General features: G+C 71.5%; 7 protein-coding genes and 1 pseudogene. 4 read left to right on the top strand and 4 right to left on the bottom strand.

The genetic code is table 11. The features are described from left to right. Positions 1-32 precede the first annotated feature (32 nt). A pseudogene (locus tag AC07DW_RS22770) lies at positions 33-278 on the top strand (helix-turn-helix domain-containing protein); the annotation flags it as partial. A 19-nt stretch (positions 279-297) separates the two neighbouring features. Here AC07DW_RS22770 and AC07DW_RS22765 read toward each other — a convergent pair. The 4 genes from AC07DW_RS22765 to AC07DW_RS22750 all read right to left on the bottom strand — a co-directional run bounded on the left by AC07DW_RS22765 (position 298) and on the right by AC07DW_RS22750 (position 12582). Beyond that, entirely contained in the window at positions 298-1281 is a 984-nt protein-coding gene (locus AC07DW_RS22765; protein WP_478859537.1) for a UDP-glucuronic acid decarboxylase family protein, read from the bottom strand. A gap of 20 nt (positions 1282-1301) precedes the next feature. Beyond that, complete coding sequence (locus tag AC07DW_RS22760) at positions 1302-2591, bottom strand: glycosyltransferase (protein ID WP_478859506.1); 1290 nt, start codon at positions 2589-2591, stop codon at positions 1302-1304. Between the two features lie 131 nt (positions 2592-2722). After that, the gene (locus AC07DW_RS22755; RefSeq protein ID WP_478859505.1) at positions 2723-5071 is read right to left on the bottom strand and encodes an MMPL family transporter; all 2349 of its coding nucleotides are present in this window, start codon (positions 5069-5071) and stop codon (positions 2723-2725) included. A 59-nt stretch (positions 5072-5130) separates the two neighbouring features. Beyond that, positions 5131-12582, bottom strand: a complete 7452-nt coding sequence (locus AC07DW_RS22750) for an SDR family NAD(P)-dependent oxidoreductase (RefSeq protein WP_478859536.1) — start codon at positions 12580-12582, stop codon at positions 5131-5133. A 595-nt stretch (positions 12583-13177) separates the two neighbouring features. Here AC07DW_RS22750 and AC07DW_RS22745 point away from each other — a divergent pair. From AC07DW_RS22745 to AC07DW_RS22735, 3 genes are read left to right on the top strand one after another with little or no spacing between them, the layout of a single operon-like run. After that, positions 13178-14503: a hypothetical protein gene (locus AC07DW_RS22745; RefSeq protein WP_478859504.1), complete on the top strand. Its 1326-nt coding sequence runs from the start codon at positions 13178-13180 to the stop codon at positions 14501-14503. Between the two features lie 37 nt (positions 14504-14540). Then, entirely contained in the window at positions 14541-15359 is an 819-nt protein-coding gene (locus tag AC07DW_RS22740; protein WP_478859503.1) for an SDR family NAD(P)-dependent oxidoreductase, read from the top strand. After that, positions 15356-17134, top strand: a complete 1779-nt coding sequence (locus tag AC07DW_RS22735; protein ID WP_478859502.1) for an ABC transporter ATP-binding protein — start codon at positions 15356-15358, stop codon at positions 17132-17134. The genes AC07DW_RS22740 and AC07DW_RS22735 overlap by 4 nt, the downstream gene beginning before the upstream one ends. The last annotated feature ends 462 nt before the right edge of the window (positions 17135-17596 follow it).

Raw genomic sequence — 17596 nt, 5'->3', positions numbered from 1 at the left:
GGAACGTGCTGGTGACCGTCTTGGGGTGACGACTGCTGGTTGCCCGTATCGGCTCTGGTCGTCCGCTCGCGCACGTCGCGGCCGAGACGGGTGTCTCGCGGGCGACCGTGACAAGTGGATACGCCGCTGGCGGGTCGAGGGTGAGGCCACTGGGCCCGGCCGGGATCGGACCGGTCCCCGGCGTGCCGGCATCGACCGTCCACCCGCATCCTCGTCCGCATGGCGGGCACCGCCGGGCCGGGCTCGACCGGCCCACCGGCGAACCCGTACGCCGCTACACCGACCTGACTCGGCCCGTCACAGAAGCTGCCGACTCAACCGTGGGGGCAAGCTCGGGAGTACGGTCGCGCCAGCTTCCCGGCTTGCCGGCTTGCCGGCCAGGGAAGCAGCGGTGATTCTCAGTCCCGCTTCCAGGGGCGTGGCAGGTTTCCAGCCGAGCACCTCGATGGCGAGGCTGATGTCCGGACAGCGGACCTTCGGGTCGTCGACCATCCTGGGTGCCGAAACAATCCGGGAGCGGGAGCCTGTGAGGTCGCGGATCATCTCGGCAACGCGCCGCACGCTCAACTCGTGGGGGCTTCCGATGTTTACCGGACCGCAGTGAGATGAGCGGAGGAGACGGACGAGGCCCTCGACCGTGTCATCGACGAAGCAGAGGGAGCGAGTCTGTCGGCCGTCTCCGTGGACGGTCATCGGTTCTCCCGCGAGGGCCTGCCGGAAGAAGGTCGGCACCATACGGCCGTCGTCCGCTTGCATGCCTGGACCGTAGGTATTGAAGATCCGCGCGATCTTCGTGTCCAATCCGTGGGCCGCGCGGTAGGCGGTGGTCAGAGCTTCCGCGAAGCGCTTGGCCTCGTCGTAAGAGCTGCGTGGTCCGATCGGGTTCACATGGCCCCAGTAATGCTCGGTCTGCGGATGTACCTGTGGGTCGCCGTAGACCTCACTCGTCGAGGCGAGGAGGTAGCGGGCGCCTTTCCGCCGCGCCAGCTCCAGCAGATTCCGTGTCCCGATTGATCCTGTCAGCAGCGTCGCCACGGGCCGGGCGAGGTAATCGGATGGAGATGCGGGCGAGGCCAGATTGCACACCGCTGCGACGTCGCCGGGGATAGCGACCCCTTCGACGATGTCCCTATGGACGAACCGGAAGTCCCGGCATGTCGCAAGGTCCTCCAAGTTGCTTGTCCTACCGGTACTCAGGTCGTCCACGCAGGTGACGGAGCACCCGTCGGCCAGAAGGCGGCGACAAAGGTGAGAGCCGAGGAAGCCGGCGCCACCGGCCACGACGACGTTTCTCCGACCATTCACGAGCAGGCCTTCCTCGCGACTGGCAATCCGGCTTGGCCCAGAGCACGCTCCACGATGCCGCAGGCCGTCTCGATGCCGGACTCGTCACGAAGACGGCGCCCGAGCTGCTCGGCCCTGTGGCGCATCGCCTGATCGCTCACCGCCTGCCCGATGGCTGCGGCCAAGTTCTGGGACGTCAAGTCATTCGCGGGTAGCGGCCGGGGCCCGGCGCCCAGGGCATGAACCAGGGACCCCCAGAACGGCTGGTCGAGGAAGTGGGGGCAGGTGACCGTGGGAACTCCCGCTGTCAGACCGGCGCCCACCGTACTGGCCCCCGCGTGGTGGACGACCGCGGACATCCTCGGAAAGAGCCACGCGTGAGGAACGCTCGACACCACGTGGCTGAGGTCGTCCGAGGGCGTCACTGCCGGGTCACCGAGGAGGACTCCGCGCACGCCGGCCCTTTGAAGCGCATCCCGGATCAGCTTGTGGCGACGTGTCGGATCATCGGTGACCATGCTGCCGAAGCCGACGTATACGATTGGCGGCCCCTGCGTGTCGAGGAACGCCGCCAGCTCGGGGGAAGGCTCCCAGTCGCGCGGGCGGTCGAACAGCCAATATCCCGTGACGTGTGCCGTCGCGGGCCAGTCGCTGGGAGCGGGAAGTACGGAAGGGCTGTAGCAGTACAGAGTGGGCCGTTGCTCCCGGCGCCTTTGACCGAAGGGGCCTGTCAGCGGCCACGGCGGGAGGCCCAGGCTCGCGGTCCGCCATGCGTTGACACGCTTGCGGAAAACCTGCCAGAACGCTTGTTCCGTCACCCGCAGACTCAAAGCGTTGCCGATCGGGCCCAAGGAGCGACTGAAGCCGATCGCTGGAAACGCACGGGTCGGGTGCGCCGGCATGAAGGAGGCCACGAACGACGCGGCCTCCCAGCGCTCCGCCAGACTCTCCGCCGGTAGGGCGAAGGGAGAGTAGATGACACAGTCGCTGGGCCGCGCCGCCGTGGAGATCCCCTGCAACAACTGGTCCAGATTGGAGCTGACCACCTGCCGCATCCAGCGCGCGAAGCCCAGCGAGTTCGATCCTGCGGTCAGCCACCGTTGACCGTCAGGCGTTGCCAACAGCGACTCGAAGTCGGGTTCCAAAGCGCTGAACTCGACGCCGGTGCCGGACACCGTGTCCGCGTATCGGGGTGCTCCGACAAGGTGCACGGCGTAACCTCTTCGCTGCAGGGCAACCCCCAGAGCGGCGAGCGGTTGGGTGTCTCCGCGGATACCCACCGACACGATGGTGATCCTTTGCGGCATCGATATTCCTTCCTGTACGCCATCGGCGCGCAGAGCACAGCAGACAGTGGCCCAATCCCCAACGAGTCGGGAACCCGGCATCCCGGTACGATCGTTGCCGTCTGGTGGCTGGGGACCGCACGTGCGGGTCGCTACGCGGAGGCATCGACTGCGGCCACCGAGGCGGTGGTGCGCGGGGGCGGTGGCAGTTTCGGAGGGTGTGGCAGGCGACGCCGCAGGGGGGCCGGGAGCCACCAGTTGGCAGCACCGGCCAGCTTCATCACGGCCGGCACGAGAAGCGGACGGATCACGGCGGCGTCCAGGAGGACGGACAAGGCGACGGTGACGGCGATGCCCTTCACCATGGCCACCTCCGTGGTCGCAAGCGCCAGAAGGACGACGAGGACGACGGTGGCGGAAGCGGTGAAGAGAGGCGCGGCGGCCTGAAGGCCGTCCGCGGTCGCGCGGGTCGTGTCACGGGTACGGTGGTACGCCTCCGAGATCCGGGCGAGAAGCAGGATCTCGTAGTCCATCGACAGCCCGAAGGCCAGGAAGAAGGCGATCAGTGGCAGCATGAGGTCGGTGGTCCCGGTAGCGATGAAGTCGCCGACCAGCCAGCGCAGGTGCCCCTGCTGGAAGATGAAGACCATCCCGCCGAAAGTCGCCGTCAGGCTGAGGACGTTGATCAGCAGGGCTTTCACGGGCAGGAACAGGCTGCGGGTGAAGACCAGCAGCAGGACCAGCGTCCCCAGTGCCACGGCGGCGAGCGCGCCCGGCAGCCGGTGGAGGACCACGGTGCGGGTGTCGAGGAACTCGGCGGCGACGCCGCCGGTGATGGCGGGCGCAGGGGCCGACTGGGCGCGGATGCTCTGCAGCAGGTCGATGCCCTGGGGGCTGTAGGGCCGTGGCTTGGAGCTGATGGCTAGCCACGTGCCGCTCGACAGGGTGAACTGCCGCAGCCCTGTGCACGGACTGGTGGGGGCCGGGACGGCGGAGGGTGTGCAGCGTGGCCCGAGAGGTTTCCCGTCCAGGTAGGTACCCGTGGCGGTGCGCAATCCCTGTACTCCCGGCAGGCTGGAGAGCCGGCGGGCGTAGGCGTCGAGACGGGCGGCGCCGTCACGGCCCGTCGGGTGCCAGTCGGGCAGGACGACGTCGACCTCCGTCCCCACTTGAGGGAAGTCGGTGCGCAGGTCCTGCATGGCCCTGACCACTGGCGAGTGAGGGGGGAGCGCCTGCTCGTCACTGAAGCCGAAGACGACGTCGCGGAAGGGTAGCGCGAGCAGGAGCAGCAGTCCGCTGGTGACGGTGAAGACGGTGAGGGGGCGGCGCATGACGGCGGTGGCCATTGCGCGCCATCGGGCTGCGTTTCGGGCGGCGCGGCGTCGGCGGGCGAGGATGTCGCGGTTCGCCACGCGTTCGCCGAAGCAGGCGAGGGCGGCGGGGATGACGAGCAGGGACGCGACCGCTGCCAGCACGACGACGCTGATACCCGCGATGGCCAGGGAGCGCATGAGGGTGAGAGGGAACAGGAGGAGTCCCAGCAGCGAGGCGGCGACGACGCCTGCCGAGACGGCTACGGTCCGACCGGCTGTGCGGAGGGCGTGGATGAGAGCCTGGTCGTGTGAGAGGCCGGACATCCTTTCCTCGCGGTACCGCGCGACGATGAACAGGCTGTAGTCGACGGCCAGGGCGAGTCCGACGGCCGTGGTGAGGCTGAGGGCGAAGGCGGACACGGGGGTGACGGTCGCGATGGCGCGCAGGATCGCGGTGGTCCCGGCCACCGCCACGGCGCCGACGGCGAGCGGCAGAAGTGCCGCCGGGACGCTGCCGAACACCAGGAGGAGCAGTACGAGCGTGGCGGGCATGGCCAGCAGCTCCGTACGCAGCAAGTCTTGCTCACTGTGGAGCTGCAGCGCGCGCGTGAAGGCGGCCTGACCCGCGGCCTGCGTCTCCAGTGGGCCGTCGTGCTCAGCGGCCCGGGTGAGTACCCGTTCCGTGACCTCGAGCCGGGTGCGTCCGTCCGCCTCGAACCACAGGGCGACGAGGGCCGTACGGCCGTCGGCGGAACGCAGCAGCGGGTCAGGCGGAGGAGGGGTCGGCAGGTTCTTGGTCGCCGGGCCGAGTGGCCCCGTCCAGTACGAGTCGACGGCTGTGACGCCGGCTTCGCGCCGCAGGTCCTCGACGAGCCGGACGCCGGCGGCGCGCGCCGGTGCGTCGTCGACGGAGCCGGTGGTGCGGGCGAGGAACAGGAGGGGCGGCGTGCCGCCGCGGGGCGTCTCGCCGAGCATGCCGCGTACACGGCCGGAAGGGGTGTCCTCCGCGATCCAGCCCCCGGCACCGAGGTTCGCCGAGACTCCGCTGGAGAGGAAGCCTGCCACGGCGACGAACAGGGCGGCGGCGGCCAGGACCAGCCGGTTGCGGCGTACGGCCCAACGGGCGAGCGCGGCCAGGGGGCCCGGGGGGTACGAGCCGTCTGGGTGCTCGGACCGCTCGCACTTCACAAGTGGCTCCTGCGGGGGGATGGGTGGACACGTCGGCGGGATTCGGCTGCTGGACGGGGTCACGTCGGGGGCTGATAGCCGAGGCGGATCAGAGCGCGCCTGGCGAGGTCGGTGATGCCCTGGGCGTTGAGGAACTCCAGCGTCGGCAGTTCGCAGCCCAGTCGGCGGCGGGCGGCGACGACGGCCTCGACGGCCATGAGGGAGTCCAAGCCGAGTTGGTCCAGTCGGCGGTCGCGGTCGAGTCGTGCCGGGTCGGTCTGCAGGATGTCGGCGAGGACCTGGGTGATGGCGTCGGCCGCCAGGGTGAGGGCCTCGTCGGGGGTGGCGGTGGCGAGACGGTGGCGCAGGTGGTCGGGGCCGTCGTCCCGGGGCGTGTGGGCGGGGATGAGGCCGGCCAAGCGGGGCGTCTGCACGGCCGGCATCATGCTGCGGACGCGGGCCCAGTCGATCCGGGCGGCGGCACGGACGTCGGTGTCGCAGGCGATGGCGTCCTCGAGGGCGGCGCAGGCTTCGCGGGGCGTGAGGTTGTCGAGGCCGAGGCGGGCGAGCATGTCGGTGATGCCGTGGCGGGCGGCGTAGCCGGTGTCGCCGATGGCTCCCCAGGCCACGGTGGTACCGGGCAGCCCGGTCCCGCGCCGGTTGCGGGTGAGCGCTTCCAGGTAGCCGTTGGCAGCGGTGTAGTTGGCCTGGTAGGCGTTGCCGAACCAGGCGGTCACGGAGGAGCAGGCGGCGAAGAAGTGGAGATCGCGGTCCCGGGTGAGGGAGTCCAGGTGTGCCGCTCCGAGCATCTTGGGTGCCAGGGCGGTGCGGAGGCGTTCGTCGGTCAGATCGGCGAGCGGGGCGTCGTCCAGGGCCATCGCGGCGTGGAGGACTCCGCGCAGCGGGTGGGGGGAGGCGTCGACGGCGTCCAGTACCCGGCGCAGGTCGGCTTCGCGTGTGACGTCGGCCGTGTGGGCGGTCGCCCGGGCGCCACGCTCGGCCAAGTGCTGGATGAGGTCCTCGGCGCCGGGGGTGTCGGCGCCCCTGCGGCCCAGGAGGGCGAGGTGGCGGGCGCCGCGGTCGACGAGGCGGTGTGCGAGGGCGGCTCCGAGGCCGCTGAGTCCTCCGGTGATCAGGTAGGTGGCGTCCGGGGACAGTCGCAGGGGTGGATGGGACCTGTCGAGGGGCGGCGGTTCCTCGAAAGTGATGACGACCTTGCCGAGGTGGCGGGAGCGTTGCAGCGCCCGCAGGGCCTCACCGATCCGGGCGGCCGGGTAGGACAGGTGGAGCAGCGGCCGGTAGGTGCCGTCCGTGATCCGTTGTGCCATCTCGTCGAAGCAGGTGCCGGCCTGGGGCAGGCGGCCGGAGATGAGCTGGTGGGCGTCGACGCCGAAGAAGGCGATGTTGTTGCCGAAGGGCCGCAGGGCCAGCGGCGTGGAAGCGTAGATGTCGCGCTTGCCCAGTTCCACGAAGCGTCCGCCGGGCCGCAGCAGCTCCAGGCTGCGGCTGATGGCCTCGCCGGCGAGGGAGTTGAGGACGACGTCGACGCCCTGGCCGCCGGTGAGGTCGAGGACGTGCTCGGCGAAGTCCAGGGTGCGGGAGTCGAGGACGTGGGGTACGCCGAGCATGTGCAGCAGGTCGCGCTTGGCGGGAGTGCCGGCGGTGGCGATGACGGTGGCGCCTCGTGCCCGGGCGAATTGGAGGGCGGCCAGGCCGATGCCGCCGGCGGCGCCGTGGACGAGGACGGTCTCGTCCGGCTGGAGGTGGGCGAGGCGTTCCAGGGCGTGGTGGACGGTGAAGCACACGACGGGCAGGGTGGCGGCTTCGGTGAACGACATGCCCTCGGGGACGGGGCCGACGAGGCGGGCGTTGACGGTCACGTGTGAACTGATGCTGCGGGGTGCGAGCGCGTAGACGCGGTCGCCCGGTGCGAGGTGCGAGACGTCACGGCCGACGGCGGTGACCGTACCGGCGCATTCGAGGCCCAGGGCGGGCCCGTCCGGCAGCGGTGTCTCCGCTCCCGGCGGCAAGAGGCCCACGGCCAGCATGACGTCGCGGTAGTTGAGCGCCGCCGCTTCGACGGCGATGGTGACCTCGTCCTCGGCGGGTCGCTGCGGGCGGTCGGCCACCCAGCTGAGCCGGGGATGGAGGCCGCCGTCGTGCAGGCTCAGTGTGAAGGGCCCGGGGGCCGGGGCGTCGTGGGTGTCGGCGGCGGTTCGCAGGGCGACGGTGCGAGGGACGAAGCGTCCGCCGCGGGTGAGGACGATTTCGTCCTCGTCGCTGGGGTGCAGGAGCTCGGCCGCCAGGCGCCGAGCGTCGTCCGCGGGCCGGGGTCCGGCGTCGAGGGAGACGCGGCGGACGGACAGGTGGGGGATCTCGTTGGCGAGGGAGCGCGTCGCGCCCCACAGCGCCGCGTCCTGCGGGACTCGGGGCTGTTCGGGGGCGGCGTGGACACCGCTGGGACGCGTGACGATCCACAGGTCGACGGTGGTTCCGGCCGGCAGGTGCGAGGCGGTGCCGGCGAGGTCCCGTAGTACGCCGAGACGGGTGACGGCCTGCTCGGTTGCCTCGGAGGGTCCGGTGTGGGGACCGCCGGCGTCGAAGACCAGGACGGTGTTCGGTGGCTTCCGGTCGCTCGCGAGCCGGTCCCAGTGCCGGGGGGCCTGGTCCAACTCGGTGAGGCGGACGTCGGCGCCCGTGGCGGTGAGTGCGTCGGCGAGGCCGCGGGTCAGGTCGCTGTCCGGGTTCTCACCGGCGAGCAGCCATTGGGTGTCCTGGTCACCTTGCGGTGCCATGGGGCTGGCGTTGGTGGTGGCGGCCCGCTCGGTGCGGCGGGCGCAGAGAACGGAGTACTCGAGTTCGGGCAGGGGCTGGTCGTGCCCGAGTTGGGCGATCTCGTCGAAGCCGCACTCCCGTAGCAGCGGGGACCAGGCGTCAGCGGGGAGCAGAGGGGAGCCCTGCCGGAGTGCGGTGTCGGTGAAGTCCCAGAATCCGTCGAGGGTTCCGAAGCAGGGGGCCAGCAGGCCGGGCTCGTGGGTCTCGTGGGCGAGGAGGTGTCCGCCGTCGGCGAGCAGGTGGGTGATGCGGGCGAGCGTCGTGCGCAGGTCCCGGGTGGCGTGCAGGACGTTGGTGGCGATCACCACGTCGAAGGACGCCTCGATGAAGCCCTGCTCGGCGGGGTCCTGGTTCAGATCGAGGGTTCGGTAGTCGACGAAGTCGAACTCGGCGAAGCGGGCCTTGGCGGAGGGGAAGAAGCCGGCGGAGAGGTCGGTGAAGGTGTAGGCGGTGCGTTCGGCCGGGAGTTCGGGCAGCAGCAGGGCGGTACTGCTGCCGGTACCGGCACCGGCCTCCAGGATCCGCAGCGGCCGGTCGGCCGGCCAGCCGCGGACCTGCTCCCGCACCAGGGCGCGCAGCAACTGGTTGTGGAAGCGGGGCTGTGCCGCGTCGCTGTAGAAGTACTCGATCAGGTGGCGATCGGGCTCGTCGAAGAGCAGCGTCAGCGGATCGCGTTCGCCGCGCAGGACGTCGGCCAGGTGCAGGCAGCACCGGCCGAACAGGGAGATCTCGACGGCTTGGTGCGGGAAGTCCCGTACGAGCTGCTGGAACAGCTCCAGCGACGGGGGGCCGTCCGTGTCGGGGAGGTGCCAGCGGGCGGGCCGGTCACCCTGGGGTGGCCGGGCCTGGCGGATCAGGCCGCGGGTGGCGTGGGCGAGGAGTTCGGCCAGCCGGGCGTGCTGGGGTCGCATGCCGCCCGCCACCAGATCACCGGTGTCGAACTCGACCTGTCCCGGCGGCAGGAGCCGAGCGAACGCATCGGAGATGAGACGGGCGCAGCACTCGCGGAGGCGTTGCAGTCCGACCCCGTGGCCCTCCGCGCGCCAGGCGGCCTCGAGCCGGTCCCGGCGGGGCAGACACGCCTGGGCCAAGGCGGTCGGTGAGGGCAGGGGCGCCGGCCGTGCCGGGTCGGTGGCGCTGGGGGCGGCGCGCAGCACGTTGACGAGGTGCTGCACGGGTTCGGTCGGCGTGTTGCCCATGCGGCGCAGTCGGCAACCGGTGAGTTCGAGGCAGACCTCCCCCTCGGTGTCGGACACGGTGATGTCCCAGCACAGTTCCTGGGGACCGCTCTCGCGCAGGCGTACGTGGATGAGTCCGGTCTGCGGCGGGGTGTGCCACAGGCGCAGCGCTTCGGCGGCGACCGGGAGGAACGGCAGGTATTCGCCGTCGACGGTGGTCAGGCAGCCGCCTGCCTGCAGGGCTCCGTCGAGCAGCGCGGGATGGACGTGGTAGCCGTCGGCGGATTCCGTCTGGGTGTAGGAGGCGAGGACTTCCCCGTCCCCGAGGTGAAGGTCGGTGAGGACCTTGAAGGCGGGGCCGTAGACGAGACCGGCGCGGCCCGCACGGGCGTAGTGCTCGGCGGCGTCCAGCCGGGTGTGCAGACGCGCGCGCAGGGCGATGGGGTCGACGGGCGCCGGGGCGGCGGCCAGCAGACGCCGTACCCGGGCGCGGGCGTACGGCTGCCACGGCACGTCGTCGCCGGTGCGTGCGGCGATCTCCAGGGCCTGGTCGGGCTGATGGAGGGAGACCTGTACGCGGACGTCGGTGGTGTCGTCGTCCCAGGGCAGATCGAGCGCACGGGTGATGAGGAGGTGGTTCACCTCGACGGGGGCGTCGTGGACGAGCCTGCCTGCTGCGAGCGCCATCTCCAGGTAGGCCGCGGCGGGCATGACCACGGCGCCGGCGACCTGGTGGTCGGTCAGCCACGGGAGTCGGGTGGGCTCCACCAGGTTGGACCAGGCGGCGTGCTGGACCGGGACGCGCGCCCCCAGCAGCGGGTGCTGGACGGGAGTGGTCTCGCCGGCGACACGCAGCCACCACTGGGGGTCGCCGCGCCAGTGCCGTTCGCGCTGCCAGGGATAGGCGGGCAGGCCCACGGTCCGGCCCGGCCGGGGGAAGAAGGCGTCCCAGTGGGAGCGGGCGCCGGCGGCCAGCAGTTGGGCGGCCGCGGTGTCGACGGCGTCGGGCCCGGGCACCGCGCGGGCGCAGGTGCCCGTGGTCAGTGCCGGCCGTTCCAGGGTCTTGGTGGCCTTGCGGAGGTAGGGCCGCAGGACGGGGTGGGGGCCGACGTCGACGAAGGTGTCGTAGCCGTCGTCGAGCAGCGTACGCAGTGCCGGCCCGAACAGCACGGGTTCCCGGACGTTGCGCCACCAGTAGCGGGCTCCGAGGTGCTCACCCGGGCAGATGGTGCCGGTGACCGTCGAGACGAACGGGATGCCGGTAGCGGACGGGCGCAGCCCTTCCAGGGAGGAGATCAGATCGTCCTGGATGGGGTCCATGGTGCGGCTGTGGAAGGCGTAGTCCAGATCCAGCATGCGGAAGAACACCGCACGTAGGTCCAGGTCACGGCCCAGCGCGCGGAGGTCCTCCTCAGGGCCGCAGACCGTGACGTCCTGGTCGCCGTTCACGGCGGCGATCTCCAGGGTTCCGGCGTAGGGAGCGAGCTCCTTGGCTGCTTCCTCCGCGGACAGGCCGATCGCGGCCATGCGTCCCCGGCCGCGGGTCGCGGCCTGGGCACGGCTGCGTTCGGCGACCACGCGCGCGGCGGTGGGCAGGTCGAGGGCGCCGGCGACGTGAGCGGCGGCGATCTCGCCGACGCTGTGGCCCAGGACGGCGGCCGGCCGGATCCCACGGGCCCCGAGCAGTTCCACCAGACCGATCTGGAAGGCGAACAGCAACGGCTGGGCGATCTCGGTGGCCTGGACACGGTCTGGGTCGGCCGCGATCATCTCGTCACGCACCGACCAGCCCAGGTGGGGGCTGAGGGCGTCGTCGACCCGGGTGAGGGCATCCCGGAACACCGGTTCGTCGCGCAGCAGATCCGCGCCCATGCCGGCCCACTGAGAGCCGTTGCCGGCGAACGCGAACACCACCCGGCCATCCGTCACCGCCTGTCCGGTGGCGGTGGCGGCGGGCAGCGGGAGCGCGCCCCCCGCAACGGCCTCCAGCGCGCCGGCTGCGGCACGGGCCTCGTGGGCGAGGACAACGGCCCGGTGCGGGTGCAGGGTGCGACGGCGTGCGGCGGTCCACGCGGCGTCGTAGAAACCCTCCGGGTCCTCCTCCCGCAACCGCTCGGCCATGTCGGCGGCCGCGGCCTCCAACGCCTCGGGGGTACGCGCGGAGACCACCACCGGCAGGGTGCCACGGTGTCGCTCGGGCGGGCCGGGGACAGGAGTCGCCGGTGCGGCGGCGAGGACGACGTGCGCGTTGGAGCCGCCGAAGCCGAAGGAGTTGACGCCGACCACCGGCCGCTCCAGGTCCAGGGGCCTGGCCTCGGTGCAGGGGTCGAGTCCCCAGCCGTCGAAGTCGATGTGGGGGCTCAGCGGTTGGGCGTGCAACGTGGGCGGGATGTGACGGTGGCGCAGGACGAGCAGGGCCTTGAGCAGCCCGGCCATGCCGGAGGCGGCCTCCAGGTGACCGGTGCTGCTCTTGACCGATCCGATCGGCAGCGGACCGGTGGTGCGGCGGCTGCCCAGGGCGCGCCCGATGGCGTCACACTCGATCGGGTCGCCCACCGGGGTCCCGGTGCCGTGGGCCTCCAGGTAGGCCAGGTCGTCGGCCGTCACACCGGCCTGGGTGTAGACCTGCTCCAGCAGTGCCGCCTGCGCGTCGGCGCTGGGCAGTGCCAGTCCGGTGGTGCTGCCGTCACTGTTGACCCCGCTGGCGAGGATCACCCCGTGGATGCGGTCACCGTCCGCCAGCGCGTCGGCCAGGACCTTGAGGGCCACCACGCCGCCTCCCTCCGCGCGCACGTATCCGTCGGCCTCGGCCGAGAAGACCCGGCAGCGCCCGGTCGGCGACAGCATGGAGGCGGCGGAGAAGCCGGCGAAGCCGAAGGGACTGAGCAGCACGCTCACTCCGCCTGCCAGCGCCATGCGGGATCGGCCGGCCCGGAGGGCCTCGCACGCCTGGTGCAGGGCGGTCAGCGCCGAGGAACAGGCGGTGTCCACCGTCATGCTCGGCCCGTGCCAGTCGAGGAGATGGGAGACGCGGTTGGCGGCGTTGGTGGCCGCGAGACCGGCCATCGTGTAGGCGTTGGGAGCGTCCGCGCCGGATGCCTGCAGGTCGGCGTAGTCGTGGCTCGACATGCCGACGAACACCGCCGTGTCGGAACCGGCGGTCGCGGCCTGGTCGATACCGGCGTCGTCCAGAGCCTCGACCGCCATCTCCAGCAGCAATCTGTGCTGCGGGTCCATGCGGGCCGCCTCACGGGGCGAGATCCGCTGGAAGTAGCCGGTGTCGAAACCGGTCACGTCCGTCAGGAATCCGCCTGCGGCCGTGTAGCTCTTGTTTCCTTTGCGCCGCTTCGTGTCGACGAACCGTTCCGGGTCGAAACGGTCGGGCGGCACCGCGCTCACCAGGTCGCGCCCGTCCCGCAGCGCCTCCCACAGGGCGTCCGATCCCGAGATGCCGCCCGGCAGGCGGCACGAGAGGCCGACGATCGCCACGGCGCGCATGTCTGGATCGGCGGGGGCCATGGTCACGGAGTTCTCCCGGTGAACGAGGTGGTGGGGGCAGCAGCACTGCGTGCGATGGCCGCTCGGCGGTGTGTTTCCGTCGCCGAAGCCTCCGCGATCCTAGGGAGTGGGGACACGACCCTTGCGCCCGTTACTGCTTTAGGGGGAACGCGATGGCCGGGTTCGACACGTAACGAGGGGCGCTGCAGGCGGATCACGCCGATGCCGACCCCCGTTTCCTCACCCTCGCGGGTGAATCTGAGGAGCCCCGTCACCGGTCGCCACCTGCCGAGAAGCCACATCGAGAGGCGAGGCGCCGTCAATACGCCACGCACCAATCCCCGGAAGGGTCACGGAGCCCCGTCCGTCCGCCGCTCGCCCGGTAAGGTCGCCGTCGTCCCGATGCTGTTCCGCAGAGCCCGTCACCCGCCCGTTCCGAGGCATCGCATCCGTTTCGCGGTGGCGCTCACGAGTGGCCGGCCGCGGCCGGCTCGATGACGGGCCATCCCGGGACGACCTCGACAACGCTCCCTGAAGGTAGGCCATGAGCAGTTCACCGGTTGCCGCCCCCGTCCGCAGCGATGTGACCGCGTGTAGCTGGTGGCGCCCGTGCTCGGTGCAGCTCGTCGGGGAGGTACCGGCCGGACAGCAGGCATTGCGGGCGTTCCTGGACCGCCTGATCGCTTCGTTCGAGGATCAGGGCCACACCGTCCTGGACCGCTCCCACGGCGACGTCGACCTGATGCTCATGTGCGGGCACGTCCCGGAGGGGCCTCAGCCCCTGCGGGAGAGGATCCCGGAGGACTACCCGCCGTTGAGCGCGATGCTGCGCCAGCGTCACGGCCTTCGCCGCAACCCGCGGCACGTCGTGGCCGTGGTCGAGGTGCCCGAGCGTCTCAGCACCCTGCCCCATGCCGAGGTCGTCGCGGCCGCTCGCACGGCCATGGGGCGGCTGGGGGCGGCCAAGGTCCTGTTCGTGTCGCGCGGTGAGGCTCCCGGTCAGGTCAGGGAGGTGACCTTGTGCACGATGGAGGGCGGCCACCCCACCGAGGTGGACGGCATCGCCGACCGCGTCCGCGACCGGCTGGTCACCGCGGCATGCGCCCAGCAGGTCGCCGAGGACTACGACACCATCCGCGACGCCATCACCGCCGAGGCCTGGCAGGCCAGCACCACACCCGAGCGACTGGCCAGTGCAGGCCGCCGGATGGGCGAGTTGGGGCTGCTGTCCCCGCCGCTGAAGGTGTCCGACTTCGTGTCCGAGCAGCTGGCCGACATGTACGAGATCTACATGGGGGTGCGGGGCTTCAGCGAGGGCATGCTGTTCGCCTTCGACCCCGACCTCGACTGCCTGGTGGTCAGTGCCTCGGGTTCCTGGGACGTCGACAAGCGGGCCCTGACACGCGAGCAGGTCGTGGCCGTCGAACCGAGGCTGGCCGACGGTCGGCGCCTGCGCGTCCTGGCGCCCGGCGGCGTGCTGCCGTTGCAGCCCTCGGTGGAGACGTGGGAGGTCTGCGCCCTGATCGAGGCCTGTCCCACCGTCCGCGTCAGCAAGGACCAATCGGGTACGTGGGTGCTCGACCCGGACGGGGAGCGCGAGGTTCCCCTCATCAGGGCGGGCATCCACGCCCACGTCGGCGTCACCTCCAGCGACGACACGGTGATCGAGACCGTGGAGGCGGACCGCGAGGAGTTCCCTTACGGGTTCGGGTGCGGCACCGACCTGACCGTCGAGATCGCCCGCAACACCGTCCGCCGCTCCCACGCCATCAACGATCCGGACGACCCGCGCGCGTACGTCCGCTGGCCCCTGCTGTACCACGGGGAGATGGCCGTCGAACTGTGGAAGCCCGGCCTGACCTCCCAACCCTTCCAGGGCTTGCTCGACCTGTACGGGACGGCGGTGCGGTTCACTCCCGACGACGTCCCCCAGCCGGTATGACCGGACACCGGCGCTCCCTCCGGCACGGGAGTCCTCCATGCCCACAGCGGTGATCACCGGCGCCACGTCGGGCCTCGGACTCGCCTTCGCCACACACCTGGCCGGCACCGGCCACGATCTGACGCTGGTCGCCCGTACCGAAGAGGACCTGGAGGACACCGCTGCCAGGTTGCGGCGCTCCGACCGCCGGGTCACCACCCTCGCCGCCGATCTGGCCACCGCCGCCGGCTGTCGCCGCCTCACCGACAGCCTGGCCGAAAACGTCCCGGACCTGCTGGTCAACAACGCCGGAATCGCTCTCTCCGCGCCCTTCCCCATCGGCGACCCCGGTGCGGAGGAGACCCTGCTGCAACTGAACATCGGCTGCGTGCTGCGCACGACCCGGACCGTCCTGCCCGCCATGATGCGCCGCGGCTCCGGAGCCGTCGTCAACGTCGCGTCCGTCGCCGCCTACGGACCGACCTGGCTGGGCAGCACCTACCCGGCCAGCAAGTCCTGGGTGCTCGCCTTCACCGAGTCCATCGCCCGCTCCGGACCGGTCAGGAGCAGCGGGGTACGCGTCATGGCCCTGCTACCGGGCTACGTCCGCACGGCATTGCACCAGCGGGCTGGGCTTGGGATCGACCACGTCCCCCGGTGGATGTGGCTCAGCAGCGAGCGGGTGGTCGCCGCCGCACTGCGCGACCTGGCCGGAGGCCGCCTGATCAGCATCCCGAGCCGCCGGTACCGGGCCTGCGCCTGGGGTCTGCGCCACCTGCCGCGGACCCTGACCTCCGCGTTCAGCCTGGACCTCGCACCCGAGCGGCCGCTGCCTCGCCCAGGCGGTACCACCCCCTCCGTGGACGCGGGGGCATGACCCTCCTCCCGTCGACCCGCCCTCACCGCGCGGGACTCCCCTCCCCCGCCTCCACCCCACCGTCCGACCCGCGTATCGGCCGGGGTCTCCTTCGCGGCAACCGGGCGCTGCTCGCTCTGGCCGCCGTGCTGTCCCTCGCCTCGGCCGCCGCCGCCCTGGCCGGGCCGTGGCTGGCCATGGATGTGACGAACGCCCTGACTCGGCGCGAGTCGATCATCGGCCCCACCGTGGGCATGAGTGTCGCCGTCCTGGGCGCTGCCGTGCTCCAGACCCTGTGCGGATGGCTGCTGGCCGGAGTGGGCGAACGCGCCGTGCTGCGGCTGCGCCGCCGGGCCCTGGAACACCTCTTGCGACTACCCCTGCGTACGGTCCGCGAGGAAGGCGTCGGCAGCCTGACCGCCAAGGTCACCTCGGACGCCGCGCTGCTGCGGATACTCGTCGAGACCGGTCTCGTCCACCTACCGGTGGCGGTGATCGCCACCGCGGCCACGCTCACCGCCATGGCCGTCATCGACCCGGTACTCACCTTGGTCGCCGCCGGATCCTTCGGTCTGGCCGGAGCCTGCGTCGCCCTGATGACAGCCCGCATGAAGCACCTCGCGGTTGCCCAGCAGCGCGCCCTCGGGCGACTCGCTCAAGGCCTCACCGCCCACCTCACAGCCCTCGTCACCGTCAAGGCCTGCCGCCATGAGGCCGCGGCCGGACGGAGCCTCGGGCGGGCTGCGGCCGACGTTCGCTCCGCCTGTCTGCCCGCCTCCCGCCTCCAGTGCCTCATCGGTCCGGTCGTCAGCCTGGGCCAACAGGTCGCGGTCCTGGCCGTCGCCCTGGCCGGCGTGCATCGGATCGCGCAGGGGGAACTGTCGCTTCCGGCCTTCAGTGGCTTCTTCCTCTACCTACTGCACCTTTCTTCCCCCGTCGCCGTCGCCGCCGTCGGCGTCGGCCACCTGCAGACCGGTCTGGCCGCCCGAGGCCGCTTCCAGCGCCTCTTCTCCCTCCCGGCGGAGTCCGACCGCCCCGGCCCGCCACCCGCCGCGCGACCACCCCGCCAGGGGGGAGCGGCCGTCGTCTTCGAGCATGTCTCCTTCACCCATCCCGGGCGCGGCCCCGTCCTGGACCGCGTGAGCTTCCACGTCCCCGCCACCGGCCTGACCGCCCTCATCGGCCCCTCGGGGGCAGGGAAGTCCACGGTGCTGACCCTGATCAATCGTCTCGCCGAGCCCGACCGGGGCGAGATCCGTGTCCTGGGGCGGCCCGCGGGTGACTGGCCGCTCAACGAGCTGCGCACGCGCACCACCTATCTGGACCAGCAGTGCACTCTCGTGGAGGGCACCGTCCGCCAGAACCTCCAACTCGGCCTCTCACGACCGGTCGATGACGAGGAGCTCCTGGAAGCCCTGGAGACCGTGGGCCTGCGCGACACCGTCCTGTCCCTTCCCCGGGCCCTCGACACGCCCCTCGGTCGCGCCCTGGACCTCTCCGGAGGCCAACGCCAACGCATCGCCGTGGCCCGCGTACTGCTCACCGACAGCGACATCGTGCTCCTCGACGAGCCGAACTCCCAGCTCGACGGGGTAAGCGAACGCCGCGTCACCCGAGCCATCGAGCACCTCGCCGCCAGTCGCTGCGTCATCGTGGCCGGCCATCGACTGTCCGTCGCGCGCAGCGCCCGTCATGTCATTCTGCTCGACGAGGACGGAACACTGGTCACCGGCGGCCGTGAGCACCTGCTCTCATCAGCAGCCCTCACAGGGCAGTGGTCGCCGGTGACGCCGTGACCGCCTTTGGAATCGAGTCCCTGCGCGTCGGCGCACCTCCGCCCTACCCATAGCGGCAGTTCAGCAGCCATTCGGCCGCCTGCCGCCGGCACCCCGTGCTGCTCTTCCGCGACAGGTAGTCACCACCGTCCACCGGGCTGCCTCGGCACCCTGCGCAGAAGGCACCGACGAGTGCTTCGCCAACACGGCGCGCGGCAACCCGCCGTCGTCTTCCCTCCAGCAGGCTGGTAACCGCTCAGGCGAAGCCCCGTCTTATCGCCGCGATCCTCCAGATCACCGCTCATGCCCGCTGCGCCCGGCATGATCTCGACGACACGGACGACCCCGGCCCTCGGTGGCGTCGCTCAATTGCCGGACCTCTGTCCTGGCGCGGGGCGTCGCTGACAACAGGTCAGGGCTTCCCGCACGGCGGATCCAGCGGACCGCAGATCTGCTGGGACAACCGCTCCGCCGCTGACCCGG

The organism is Streptomyces sp. NPDC045701, from assembly GCF_056432045.1.
This window is presented reverse-complemented; position numbering and strand designations above follow the sequence as displayed.

What these genes read in the sequence shown, in the direction of transcription:
- AC07DW_RS22760 (WP_478859506.1), bottom strand. Translation starts at nt 2,591, where the DNA reads ATGCCGCAAAGGATCACCATCGTGTCGGTGGGTATCCGCGGAGACACC.
- AC07DW_RS22750 (WP_478859536.1), bottom strand. Translation starts at nt 12,582, where the DNA reads ATGGCCCCCGCCGATCCAGACATGCGCGCCGTGGCGATCGTCGGCCTC.
- AC07DW_RS22740 (WP_478859503.1), top strand. Translation starts at nt 14,541, where the DNA reads ATGCCCACAGCGGTGATCACCGGCGCCACGTCGGGCCTCGGACTCGCC.
- AC07DW_RS22735 (WP_478859502.1), top strand. Translation starts at nt 15,356, where the DNA reads ATGACCCTCCTCCCGTCGACCCGCCCTCACCGCGCGGGACTCCCCTCC.